Genomic DNA, 11906 nt, shown 5'->3' with positions numbered 1-11906 from the left:
TGCGTGTTCGCCGACTCGTGGCGGGCGTGGGGATCGGGGTCGGATGTGGCAGGCTCGTGGGTCTACGCTCCGCGATCCGAAAGCAGGACCATGTCCGGCACTAACCACCTCGCCCAGGCCGACCAAGCAATGCGCGAGGGGCGCATGGATGCCGCCGTCAAGCTCTACCTCGAAGCCGCCGACGCCGGCGTGCCGGAGGCTCGTCGCAAGGCCGGCGAGCTGATGTTCGCGGGAGGTGACGAGACCGCCGAGGCGATCCTGCGGGAGGCGCTGGCGGAGGGGGACGTCGAGGCGGTGGACGCGCTCAGCGAACTGCTGGAGGTCACCGGCCGGGCGGACGCCGCCGTCGATCTGCTGATCGATCGGCATCGGCTCGGCGAGACGCAGTGGGCCTTGCCGATCGCGAACCTGCTCGCCGACGCGCTGGACGAGCCCGAGGCGGCCGAGCGGTGGTACGTCTCCGCGCTCGAAGCCGGCGATCCCGACGCGCCGAACGACTTCGCCGCCTTCCTCCAGGACTTCGACCGCGCCGCCGAGGCCGAGGCGTTGCTGCGCCCGGCGGCCGAGGCCGGCGACGAGTTCGCCATGGCCAACCTCGGCCGGCTGCTGCTCAACGGCGACGCGGTCGACGATGGCATCGCGTGGCTGACCCGGGCGGTCGCGGCGGGCCAGGAGGACGCGCTGGTCGACCTCGGCGACGCCGAACTCGACGCGGGTCGGATCGGCGACGCACGCGAGCACATCCGGCGGGCGCTCGACTCGGGCATCGACGGCTCCCGCCTGCTGTACGCGCACCTGCTCGACCGCGAGGGTGCGGACCGGAGCGAGGTCGAGGCCGCCTACCGCGCCGCAGTCGAGGCGGGCGACGTGGAGGTCGAGGGATGAGGCGCGCGGCGCTGGGGGTGACCCTGGCCGCGCTGATAGCCGTCGGCGCGTGCGGCCCCGCCGGCGACAAGGACGCCGAGGACGCCAAGGCCGAGTCGTCCGCGACGCCGTCGCCCACGCGCTCGGCCCGGCCCGGCGAGATCCGCGATCCCAAGGCGCACATCTCGTACGTGCTGCCCCAGGGCTGGTACGCCAAGCCGCCGGACACCATGGTCGGCCTGTACTCCTCGGTCGCCTCCACCGTCGATCCCAAGACCGCCGACCCCACGGCCAAGCCGACCGCCGACCCGAAGAACCCGCTCGGGACGTTCATGGTCGGCGTGGTGGACACCAAGGCGTACGCTTCCAAGCCGCGCACGATGCCGGAGATGGCCGAGACCGTGGGCCGGGCCCAGCTCGAACTGATCTACCCGGCCAAGGCCCAGGACGCGGTCCGCTCCAACGAGGCGGCCCGAATCGACGGCCGCAACGCGTGGCTGATGGACATCGAGTGCACCCCCGAGGACAAGAACGTGGCCCCGTTCCGGCTCCGGGTCACCGTGATCGACACCGGGGTGGTACCGATCTACCTGTTGTCCTCGGCGCCGAGCAGCGCCACCGAACGGTTCGGTGAGATCGAGTCGCTGGAACGCTCGGTGCGGTTCTGACGGAGGGCAGGGCGGGTGGGATGGGCCGCGCGGCGCGGCGCAGGGCGGTGTGGTGCCGTGCGGCGCCGTAAGCACCGGCCTCGACACGCCGACCCACCCGCCACCGGCCGCCTGTCACCCGCCACCCGCCTGCCGCCCGCCGGCGTCCGGTGCGACCGCCCGAAGCCGGCGTCTCCGGGCGGCGAAAGCACGCCCCCACGCGCCGTTCGGCCGGCCCGCCGCGCGCCCTTCCGCGCCTGTTCACGCCTGCTCGGCGCGCCCGGGCCCGGCCGCTTTTTCGCCGGCGTCCCGACGTCACACGCTCCGGTCGTGTCGCCGGTAAGGTGGCTGTGACCTGCGGATTCGGTGAACTTCCGGGCTCGGATGGCGGGTTGGCGTCATACGCGCGGCTTGTCCGATGCGATTCGCGGTTTTCTTTGCCAAGCGATCCGCCCGGAAGGCGCTCGGATTCGGTAACTTCCAAGTGGTTCACCGATCTTGCCGCGGTTCCTACCAGATCGCGGACGTTCAGCGACCGATAATCGCAGTTCGGGCCCGTTTCCAGGGTGTATTCGATCACGGTGCTCTCAGCAGCCCGACCGACTGGAGGGGGAGACGTGGCCACCACCGTGTCCAGAACGCGCTCGACTGTACGGCTCGTGTCGAAACCGCAAACGGTCTCCGCCGCTCGCGCGCACGTGCGTCGCTTTTGCGAACGGGTCGGCTTCGAGTCCGACGACCCGGTTCGGGTCACCTCCGAGCTGGCCTCGAACGCGGTCGAACACGCCGGGGACTACGGCGACTACGAGGTCTCCGCCTCGCTGCACGGCCGGGTCCTGTGGGTGGAGGTAATCGACTGTCTGCCGTGCTCGTTGCCGTCTCCCGTGGAGGTACTGGAGGACGCGGAGGCCGGCCGCGGCCTGCTCGTGGTCGCCGCGCTCACCCAGCGGTTCAAGGTGGAACTGCGCAGCAGCGGACGCAAGGCGGTGTGTGCCGGGTTCGAGGAGGACTGAGCCCTCCCGGTACGGTCGGACCCGTACCGGCGCGCAGGCGTACGGGCGGTGCGGCGATCGCGCGCGGACGGTCGCGTCGGCGCGGACGACCGCCACCCGCCCGCCTCCGCGCCGATCGACGTGTCGTGACGGAGGAGGACGGGGCCCGGATGGTGTTCGGCAGGCGCAGGGCGCGACCCGAGGCGGAACCGACCGCGATACCGGGGCCGGGGTCGGCGCCGAACTCGAATTCGGACTCGATGCCGGAGCCGGGGGCGGAGCCGATGGCCGATCCGAGCGGGTCGTCCACGCCCGAGACTCGGTCGAACACCTCGGACGCCCGGCCTACCGCGCGCACCGCGGACCTGGCGGACGTCGGAGACGCGACAGGCGGCGCAGACGTGGCAGGTCCGGCGCGGCCCACTGACACCCCGGGCTCCGCGACCCCCGAGTCGCACGGGCCGACGCCTGCCGAAGCGGCGGACGCGACGGATGCGACGGATTCGGCCGACTGGCGGAGCGTGAGCGCGTTCACGTACGGCTCGCTCGCCTCCTCGTCCCCAGCCGCCGCCAAGTCCGCGACGGGTTCCCGGGTCGGGATCCGCATCCTCCGCGGTGGCGGATCGGGCGGCTTCTTCACCCCGTGCGCGTTCGCCGGCGCCGACCGCCGCTCGCTGTACCTGCCCGACGGCAGCCTGCTCTGCACGGTGGACGCCGCCGAGACGGTCGACGGCGTACGGCACGACCGGGTCCGAGCCGCCGACGGCGAACTCGTCGGTACCATCCGCCGGATCCCGCCCGCCCGTCGACTGCTCAAGCACACGTGGCGGATCGACCAACCCGGCCGGCCCGAGATCGTCGGCCGCAACCTCTTCGCCACGACCGATCCGCGCAGGTTGGCGGCGCACACGGCGGACACCGCGTTGAGCCTCACCTTCGACACCCTGCTCTCCGGCGACGACGGTTCACTCGGCCCGGTCCGCCCACGCGTGCTCGCCTGGAAGGCCGCCGGCGAACTGGTGATGACCACGGACGGACGCCACCAACCGGTCCGCGTCCTGGCCCCGTGGGTGGATCGCCGGCTGGCCTTCGTCTTCGCCATGCTCGGCGACGAGTGAATGACGAGCGGATACCGAGAGAGCGATCAGCGCCCGCTGCGATTGCCGGGATTCGGCAAGTGCCTGCCGCGCCGGCCGGGACTCGGCAAGAGCCTGCCGCGCCCGTCGGGATTCGGCATCCACGGCCGCGTGAGGACACCTGCCCGGGACGCCGCTTCGCGACCGTGCGCCACGTGCGACGCCCGGGCCTGCCGGGTGGGGTACGCGGCGGACACGGGCGTCGTGGTGTCGGAAGGATCGGGCGCCGGGGGCGCCGAAGGTGGGTGGGAACCTACTCGGTGGCCCCCGCCGTCGGCTCCAGCGCGCCGAAGACGACCAGGCCCAGGACGACCAGGCCCAGGACCACGCGGTAGGCGACGAACACCGTGAAGCTGTGCGTGCTGATGTACTTCAGGAACCACGCGATCGCCGCGTAGCCGACCACGAACGCGACCACGGTGGCCAGGATCGTCGGCCCCCACGCCGGTGCCGGACCCTCGCCGATCTTGAACAATTCGAGACCGCCGGAGGCCAGTACGGCCGGGATGGCCAGCAGGAACGAGTACCGCGCCGCGACCTCGCGTCGATATCCCATCAGCAGGCCCGCCGTGACCGTGCCGCCCGAGCGCGAGACGCCGGGAATCAGCGCGAGCGACTGGGCGAAGCCGTAGATCAACGACTCCTTGCCGTTGAGCTTGTCCATCCCCCGGTTGTTCAGCGCCATCCGGTCCGCGAACAGCAGGATCAGGCCGAACACCACCAGCGTCGTACCGATCAGCCGCAGATCGCGGAACGTGGTCTCGATGGTGTCCTGGAACACCAGGCCCAGGACCCCGATCGGCAACGTGCCGACGATGATGTACCAGCCCATGCGCGCGTCGAGTTCGCCGCGCAGGGACGGGGTGTACAGCGACTTCACCCAGGTCGAGACGATCTTGCCGATGTCCTTGCGGAAGTAGATCAGGACGGCGGTCTCCGTCCCGATCTGGGTCACGGCGGTGAACGCCGAGCCCGGGTCCTCCCAGCCGGCGAACGCCGACACGATGCGCAGGTGTGCGCTGGAGGAGATCGGCAGGAACTCGGTGAGCCCCTGGACCAAGCCGAGTACAACGGCCTCGAACCAACCGATCACCGGACGACTCCGAGGGACGAAAGAGGGATGCGGATCATGCCGGCAACGGTAGCGGCGGCCCACGGTGCGTCAGGTGGACATCACATGGCCGAAGTTGGACGGAACGGTAACGGCCGAGCCGCCGGTCCGAACCCCGTGCCTGGTGGCGCGGCCGCGTGAGGGGCGGGCGTCGGAGGGAGGGCTGTCCGGCGCGGGGATGGCCGCCAGCGGGAGGGTTGACGGCGGGGGCAGGCTGCCAGCGGGGCAGGCTGTCGGAGGGAGGGCTGCCGGCGGGGGCGGGCTGTCGGAGGGAGGGCTGCCTGAGCCGGGGCGTGGGCCGATATACGTTTGCCGGGAGCCGGGCGTGATCGGAATCCTGGGGGCATGAGCGATCAGGGCGCCGCCGAGGCTTCATTCACCCCGCCGGCCGCCCCGCCACGCCCGGACGTTCCGGCGCCGCCCGTTGCCGCCGGTGCCCGGATGCCGTGGGAGGCCGCGCCGGCCGGGCTGCGCGCCGCCGTCGAGGCGCGGCTCGGCGCATCGGTCGTCCGCGCCGTCACCCAGGTCGGCGGATTCTCGCCCGGCGTCGCCGCCCGTGTCGAACTCGCGGACGGCCGGCGTGCGTTCGTCAAGGCGGTCGGCGTCGAAGCCAACCCGGACTCACCCGACCTGCACCGCGCGGAGGCCCGGATCTCCGCCGCGCTGCCGGCCGACGCCCCCGTACCGCGCCTGCTTGCCCTGGTCGACCTGGACGGCTGGGTCGCGTTGGCCTTCGAGGACGTCGACGGACACACGCCCGCGCAGCCGTGGCGCCCCGAGGACCTCGAACGGGTCCTGACCGCCCAGTCCGAACTCGCCGCCGCGCTGGATCCGTCGCCCGTCGAGGTACCCGCGGTGGCCGAATCGTTCGGCGAGACGTTCGGCGCCTGGGCGCGTGGTTTGGATCCCGAGCCGTTCGGGCCCTGGACGCGCGCCCACGTCGATCGGCTCGCCGCGCACGAGGCGTACTGGTCGACCGCCGCCGAGGGCACCGCGCTCGTTCACCGCGACCTGCGCGCGGACAACATCCTGCTCACCGCGGACCGGGTCGTGTTCGTCGACTGGCCGTGGGCCGTACTCGGCGCGGCGTGGCTCGACGTGGTTCTGATGGCACCGAGCGTGATCATGCACAACGGCGAGCCGGCCGTCGACCTGATCGAGGCCCACCTTGCGGCGCGGCGGGTGGACTCGGACCGGATCACCGCCGTCCTCGCCGCCGCGGCCGGATTCTTTGCCGAGAGATGCCTGCGGCCGGCCCCGCCCGGACTGCCGACGGTGCGAGCGTTCCAGCGGGCACAGGCGCACGGCGCACTGCTGTGGTTGCGGCGACGCCTGGGGTGACCGGTGTCGGACGGCTGGTGTCGGGTAGCTTGCTCGGAACGATCGGTGGTGGGGAGGGACGAGCGTGGCTGTCGACTACACGGACAGCGTGCTCCGGGTGGAGCGGACCTCGCCGCCACTGGGTGTGCGCTTGTTCGGCGAGGTCGACCTCGACAACTGCGTGCACGTGCGCTCGGCCCTGGTCGCGCAGAGCGCAAGTGGTACGGGTGACCTCTACGTCGACGTGTCGTCGCTGAACTTCATCGACGTCGCCGGCATCCGTACGTTGGTCGAGGCTGCGGTGCGGATTCAGCCCGGGAGGCGCCTGGTTCTGCGTTGCGCTTCCGAGGAACTGTGTGTGCTCGTTCGGCTTGCCGGATGGGACCGGGTCCCGGGCTTGGTATTGGAGAAGGTGAAGACCGGATGACGACGGCCACGATGTTCCGGCACGACGCCTTGCTTTATGCGGGCATCGACGAGTTCGTCGAGCGTACGGCCGGCTTCGTCCGGGCCGGTCTGGCCGACGGCGAGGCGGTCGGTGTCGCGGTGATCGAGCCGCGGGCCGGCGCGCTGCGCGAGGAACTGGGCGCCGACGCCGATCGGGTGGCCTGGATCGACATGGAGCGGGTGGGCCGCAATCCGGCCCGGATCATCCCGGTCTGGCAGGACTGGGCGGAGAGCAACGGCGCCCGCGTGTTCCGCGGCATCGGCGAGCCGATCTGGGCCGGTCGCAGCCCCCAGGAGATCGTCGAGTGCCGACACCACGAGGCGCTGCTCAACCTGGCCTTCGACGACGTGGCGTGGCAACTCCTGTGTCCGTACGACGTATCCGCGCTGGACGCGGAAGTGATCGACGGCGTGCGGCACTCGCATCCGCGGGTGCTGACCGGTGCGGTCGAACGCGGCGGGATACGCCTCGCCGCGGGGAACTTCGCCGCGACCCTGACCGGCCCGGCGCTGCCCGCGGTACCCGGGCATGCCGACCGTCTGGCGTTTCGCTCCGGCGAACTGGCCGGTGTGCGCTCCCTGGTCCGCCGCGCCATGGGCAACGCGGCGCGAGCGCAGGTGAACCACGCGATCCTGGCCGTCAGCGAGATCGCGGGCAACAGCATCGTGCACGGCGGCGGCCACGGCACGGCCACAGTCTGGATCGAGGACGCCGCGTTCGTCTGCGAAATCCACGACGCGGGCCACATCGTCGACCCCCTCGCCGGCCGCCACCGCCCCACCCCCGACCAGGACGGCGGCCGGGGCCTGTGGATGGCCAACCAAATCTGCGACCTGGTGCAAATCCGCTCGACAGCGGCCATGGGAACAACTGTGCGGCTACGCCTGTCACGGTAGCGGGCCGCGCCGGGGCCCCGCCCGCCCCGGTATCGGGTCGGGCCCGTGATGGTGCGCGCCGCCCGGCGCTTGCGCTCTGCGTGGCCGCGAGGGGGTGGGCGAGTTTGGGTGGCATGGTGCGGTTGTCACCGACGCTGCCCGTCAACCGAGCGCGGAGTCGGCGGCCTGGGCAGGGCTGCTTTGGGTCCCGGGGTTTCTCGTGGACACGGCCTACAGCGGCCAACAGCCTTGGTGCGTCGGGTTGTTGCGGGGTGGGGGAGACGGCACGTGGGTTATGTGCGGAGCGGTGCCCGCCTCGGGAGTGATTGCCACGGCTGGGCGAAAATGGGGCGGGGTCGGTGGTTGCCGAAGCCGACAATCGGTCTGCCTCACCTTGCCTGCCGCATGCTGTTCCGTCGTCGGCGGGGAATTGCCTCGGGCGATTTTCAGGCCCCGGCCCCGGCCCCGGCCCCGGCGCCGCGCTGTGTGTGGGCCTTGCTGCGTTGGGCGCCGAGCCCGGTGAGGCGGGTGACGGCGACGCCGATCGCGCCGGGAAGGAGGCCGGCGGCGATGAACGCTGCGATGCCGGTACCCCACCAGGCCACCTCGAAGAGGATCCGGGGGAGGCCGGTGAGCGCATCGGAGTTGTTGGCCGCCGCATACCGACCCCAAAGGAACATCATCAGTGCGGGCGCAGCCAGCCCGACCAGGATCCGGATCGGCCGGCCCGCGTCGAGAGTGAACCCCCAGAAGGCGGTGGCCCCGACAACGGCCAACTCGGCCAGGAACAGAGCCACCATGGCGGTCCAGTAGAGCACGATCATGCGAGCCTCCCCGTTTCACTCGCGAGAGCACCGCTCTCGTCTGAGAGCATCATTCTGCGTCCACTGCTCCAAGTCAAGAGCACTGCTCTCGTTTGAGATCAGTGATCTCGTATTCCTGTTCTCTGCGGCGCCGGTCGGTGTGCCCAACGTGGTGGTGTGGCGAAGTCGAGCCCGATGAGGTCTGGCGCCGAGCGTCGGCGGCGCCCCGACCTGCGTTCCGCTACCTATCGACCGGTCGGTTCTCGATTTGGTATTCGAGGCCGGGCGGGTGTCACAGGCGACAGGCGAAGGCTGGGCTCGTTGCGTCGCAGAGAGAGCAGGTCGATGGCGAAGGGTCCGACTCGAGTCCGACTTGCGCGCAGTGCTCTGAGGCGAGAGCAGTGCTCTCGCGGGTGGCTGGTGCTCTCGCCAGCGGCTGGTGCTCGCGGTGGAGTTCGGTGCTCAGTGTGGGGAGCAGTGCTCTCGTTCCCTTGGAAGGTGACGGTGCTTGGTGCTTGCTGCCTTCGCGGGGCGGCTTTGAGTGCCGGCCGCCCGCTGTCAGAGGAGCAGCGGCAAAACGTCGGCGCAGCGTTCGGGGTCGGCGAGGACGGCGTCGGGAAGGGCGGCGAAGCGGTGGAGGGCTTCGCCCTTCCGCTCCTGATGTCGTGGCCGCCGGCCCCTTTATGGAGTCGGCGGACACGATGGGTCGATCAGCCGAAGGGGACCCACGACTGGGAGTTCCCGTAGTTCACCCACTTGACGGTCACGACGGCGTTCTGGGTGACGCTCGGAGTGTCGAGAACCAGTCCGGTCTGCGGGTTGGTGAACTTCAGGGTGCCGTTGCTCTTGCTGATCTTCCACTTCTGGTACGCGTTGGCCGGGTCGAAGGCCTTGACCGTCACCGCTTGGAGGGCCTGGCCGGGGGCGGTCAGGGTGAGCGGCTGGGCGCAGCGGTCGGAGATTCGCACGGTGCCGTCCGCGTTCGCGTCGGTCCTCCACAGGCTCCAGCTCTGGGAGGGGTTGAAGGAGCCGATCTGGACGTTCGCGGTGGTGGCGGTGGTGCACCCGCCGACGCGTGCGAGTCCCCACCCGCCGCCGTCGGTGAGGCCGTGGTCCTTGCCGTCGCCGATGATGGTGGGCCCGTAGTCGATGGCGTGCCGGGCCAACAGGTTCAGGGCGGTGCTGTTGGTGGGCAGCGGCGGATTCGCGGCCGGGCGGGTGGTGTTGAAGTAGTCGGAGAAGGTGGGCGGTTTCTGCGCGGTCATCGCGGTGATGCTCCGGCCCCAGCCGCCGTCGACGTTGCTCCAGAGGTCGAGCAGCGAGCCGGCCACGTTGCCCTCCACCAGGTCGCCGACCTCCCATCCGTCGCCGTACTGGTAGGAGGTGGCCGAGCCGTCGGCGTTGACGAAGCGGTAGTCGCCGAGCATGCGGGCGGCGGCGGCGTCCGCGAAGCCCTCAATCCACGAGGACACCGCGGAACTCCCCGCCTTCCAGATGAAGTGCGGTTCGTTGGGACCGGGCGGGAGCGTTCCGTTGTAGATGCGGTGCATGAGGAAGTGTGCGCCCTCGTGCAGGATGAAGTGCTCGGAGTCGGCGTCGGCGCCGATGAGCTTGATGGAGTTGGTGGAGGGGTCGTACCTCGAGTTGTCCGAGCTCGACTCGTACGCGTTGATGGTGAGCCCGGTGCAGGAACTGTTGTTCGGTTCGTGACTGGACCAGCACATGCTTGTCGGGTTCCCGCGCTCCCACCAAAGGAGGTTGGTGGCGTCGAAGGCGTGCCAGGCCCGGCCGTCGCGCCCCGTGGCCTTGCGCATACCGACGTTGAAACTGAACTGGATGTTGTACCAGGTCGGCGACTGCATGGTGTAGTACTGGTTGAAGTTGTCGAGGACGCGCCACAGCCGGTTGCTGTCCGCCCACGCCTTCACCCACACGACTCTCAGCGAGGTGGTCGTGGTGGGCGCGTAGCAGAGGTTGTAGCTGCCGTCGGTGATCGAAGTGAGCCCCCAGACGTTGAGCGAGTGCGCGTTTTCCGTGCCCTCGGCGCCCCACAGCTCGACAATGGCATTGCGGACCGGCTTGGTACGGGTGGGCTTGGCCGTACCGTCCTCGGCGGACTGGTACTCGTACTGGAACGCGCCGCTGATGCAGATCGGGGTCGCCGCCCTCGCGGCGGTCGCCGTGAGCGGGACGGCCGCCACCGCGGCGAGAAGGGCCGCGGCCAAGACGACGACCCGGTACGGCAACCGCAGTCGGAGAATCACAAAGGTCCTTCCGGTAGGGCCTTCTGAAGGGCCAACAGGTCCCGGAGCGGTGACGGCGAAAAGCGACCGGCGCCCGAAACACCACGCCGCGCCCCGTGTCCTCCACCGTCGACCGATTCGGCCGATCCTCAGGATCAGCGGAGCCGTTTCTCGCCTGCCAGGGCGCACGGTAGAGCGCACGGAAGCGCACACAGTGTCAACCCCGATGCACAACGGTGCACTTCGCCGGACGGGTCGGGGACGGTGAGTGGCAGAGTCCGGTAACTCTCGTGCGATCGCAGTCGACATCGGCGCGCCGAACGAGGGCGACTCCCTTGCCGTCGACCGGTTCACAACGAACGGCCTTTACAGGTGCACAAGTTGCTCACCGACCAGGGCGGCTACACCATCCCGTGCATTGACAAGACGATGCCTGTCTCCACGAACCGGCTTGAGCGCTTTTGGTTTTGGGGCCGGGCCGGCGAGCCGACGAGTCTCCTCGTCGCGAGGAGGAACCCGTGGCCACCTGCTGGCGCACCCGCTGCTCCTGCGTCATCGCTGCCGGGGAGTGGATCACGATCTCGGGGAACGGGTCCGAGGCGTTCCCCCGTATGTGAACTCCGCCGCCCCGGCACCGACTTCGACGCCAACGCAGGCGGCAACGGCTCGATCAGGGACCACAGTTCGTTCGAGACCACCTGCGGACGAGACTCACCTCTGTGCACACCATGCCCAACGCGCCCGGCCCGGAACCGGCGGCTTTCGCCCGGCATGGCCACGGGTGGCCCGCCAACCTGGTGGCATGATTGGGGATTTGGCCACCGGCGTGAACAAAACAGCCATCTTTCCGATAGTTGGCGTCTTCGTGTGATCACCCGGCCTAGGCTCCTCACGCGGTTCGGGACTGGCACTGCGTCCCCGGCCGTTTCACTGTTCGCGGGCGCGTCCCGTCGGGCTTCGCACGGTGACGTGGCCGAAGCCCGCGAGGGGGAAACGGCCTGCCGGAACCGGGAGGGGAATGCTCATGCCCGAATTCGACCTCGGACTCGCGACGGACTGGCCCGAAGGCGAGACGCACGGCCGCCTCAAGCTCGTACAGAACCGGATCTACCCCACGTCGCCCAAGAAGGACGTGGCCCTCATCTCGCCGAACAGCATCGAGATCGTGGTGAACTCGGGCTTCTCCAGCTCGCAGGAGCAGTCCAAGGTCTACTTCACGACGCACTACGGCAGCACGAAAAAGGTCATCGCGGTACTCGATTCCCAAGGCAATCTGAGTATCGCCGGGAAGCTGACCACGGACAGGCACGACCTGGGGTTCTAGAGCCTCACCGGCTCGTCCGCAGGAGCAGAGCGTGAGGGGTGGCCGGGTGGCGATGTCACCCGGCCGTCTCCGACTCGGTGACCAGGCCGCCGGGTTCGGCGGCGCCCGGAGCGCGCGGGCCGGAGTAGGCGGTACTGCGCACG

11 protein-coding genes are annotated in these 11906 nt (G+C 70.2%); 8 read left to right on the top strand and 3 right to left on the bottom strand.

The genetic code is table 11. The features are described from left to right. The first annotated feature begins 90 nt into the window (after nucleotides 1-90). From ACZOOI_RS02470 to ACZOOI_RS02455, 4 genes are all read left to right on the top strand, one after another. Complete coding sequence (locus ACZOOI_RS02470; protein WP_465279177.1) at nucleotides 91-885, top strand: hypothetical protein; 795 nt, start codon at nucleotides 91-93, stop codon at nucleotides 883-885. Beyond that, complete coding sequence (locus tag ACZOOI_RS02465) at nucleotides 882-1532, top strand: hypothetical protein (protein ID WP_465279176.1); 651 nt, start codon at nucleotides 882-884, stop codon at nucleotides 1530-1532. Before ACZOOI_RS02470 ends, ACZOOI_RS02465 begins: the two co-directional genes overlap by 4 nt. Before the next feature lie 638 nt (nucleotides 1533-2170). Then, nucleotides 2171-2524, top strand: a complete 354-nt coding sequence (locus tag ACZOOI_RS02460) for an ATP-binding protein (RefSeq protein ID WP_465279175.1) — start codon at nucleotides 2171-2173, stop codon at nucleotides 2522-2524. A gap of 500 nt (nucleotides 2525-3024) precedes the next feature. Next, nucleotides 3025-3621 carry a hypothetical protein gene (locus ACZOOI_RS02455; protein WP_465279174.1) on the top strand — a complete coding sequence of 199 codons (597 nt, stop codon included), beginning with the start codon at nucleotides 3025-3027 and terminating at the stop codon, nucleotides 3619-3621. Nucleotides 3622-3892: 271 nt separating this feature from the next. On the opposite strand, the gene ACZOOI_RS02450 is transcribed toward ACZOOI_RS02455, so the two are convergent. Next, the gene (locus ACZOOI_RS02450) at nucleotides 3893-4729 is read right to left on the bottom strand and encodes an undecaprenyl-diphosphate phosphatase (protein ID WP_465281097.1); all 837 of its coding nucleotides are present in this window, start codon (nucleotides 4727-4729) and stop codon (nucleotides 3893-3895) included. 366 nt (nucleotides 4730-5095) lie between these two features. Here ACZOOI_RS02450 and ACZOOI_RS02445 point away from each other — a divergent pair, with 366 nt between their 5' ends. The 3 genes from ACZOOI_RS02445 (at nucleotide 5096) to ACZOOI_RS02435 (ending at nucleotide 7414) form a co-directional block, all read left to right on the top strand. Continuing rightward, nucleotides 5096-6091, top strand: a complete 996-nt coding sequence (locus ACZOOI_RS02445) for a phosphotransferase family protein (RefSeq protein WP_465279173.1) — start codon at nucleotides 5096-5098, stop codon at nucleotides 6089-6091. A gap of 64 nt (nucleotides 6092-6155) precedes the next feature. Beyond that, nucleotides 6156-6497: an STAS domain-containing protein gene (locus tag ACZOOI_RS02440; RefSeq protein WP_465279172.1), complete on the top strand. Its 342-nt coding sequence runs from the start codon at nucleotides 6156-6158 to the stop codon at nucleotides 6495-6497. Further along, nucleotides 6494-7414: an anti-sigma factor RsbA family regulatory protein gene (locus tag ACZOOI_RS02435; RefSeq protein WP_465279171.1), complete on the top strand. Its 921-nt coding sequence runs from the start codon at nucleotides 6494-6496 to the stop codon at nucleotides 7412-7414. The genes ACZOOI_RS02440 and ACZOOI_RS02435 overlap by 4 nt, the downstream gene beginning before the upstream one ends. Nucleotides 7415-7839: 425 nt before the next feature. Here the strand turns inward: ACZOOI_RS02435 and ACZOOI_RS02430 are convergent, their stop codons facing one another. Then, on the bottom strand, nucleotides 7840-8217 hold the full coding sequence (locus ACZOOI_RS02430; protein ID WP_465279170.1) for a YrdB family protein: 378 nt from the start codon (nucleotides 8215-8217) through the stop codon (nucleotides 7840-7842). 689 nt (nucleotides 8218-8906) lie between these two features. Beyond that, the gene (locus ACZOOI_RS02425; protein WP_465279169.1) at nucleotides 8907-10460 is read right to left on the bottom strand and encodes an RICIN domain-containing protein; all 1554 of its coding nucleotides are present in this window, start codon (nucleotides 10458-10460) and stop codon (nucleotides 8907-8909) included. Nucleotides 10461-11463: 1003 nt separating this feature from the next. Between ACZOOI_RS02425 and ACZOOI_RS02420 the strand changes: the two genes are divergently transcribed. After that, complete coding sequence (locus ACZOOI_RS02420) at nucleotides 11464-11763, top strand: DUF6342 family protein (RefSeq protein ID WP_465279168.1); 300 nt, start codon at nucleotides 11464-11466, stop codon at nucleotides 11761-11763. Nucleotides 11764-11906 lie beyond the last annotated feature (143 nt).

This window comes from Embleya sp. L77 (assembly GCF_055557415.1).
Note: the sequence above shows the minus strand (reverse complement) of the source record. Positions and strands in the feature narration are given on the sequence as shown.

Bases quoted from the DNA above. Each gene is read 5' to 3' on its own strand.
- ACZOOI_RS02470 (WP_465279177.1), top strand. From the start codon at position 91: ATGTCCGGCACTAACCACCTCGCCCAGGCCGACCAAGCAATGCGCGAG.
- ACZOOI_RS02465 (WP_465279176.1), top strand. From the start codon at position 882: ATGAGGCGCGCGGCGCTGGGGGTGACCCTGGCCGCGCTGATAGCCGTC.
- ACZOOI_RS02445 (WP_465279173.1), top strand. From the start codon at position 5,096: ATGAGCGATCAGGGCGCCGCCGAGGCTTCATTCACCCCGCCGGCCGCC.
- ACZOOI_RS02435 (WP_465279171.1), top strand. From the start codon at position 6,494: ATGACGACGGCCACGATGTTCCGGCACGACGCCTTGCTTTATGCGGGC.
- ACZOOI_RS02430 (WP_465279170.1), bottom strand. From the start codon at position 8,217: ATGATCGTGCTCTACTGGACCGCCATGGTGGCTCTGTTCCTGGCCGAG.
- ACZOOI_RS02420 (WP_465279168.1), top strand. From the start codon at position 11,464: ATGCCCGAATTCGACCTCGGACTCGCGACGGACTGGCCCGAAGGCGAG.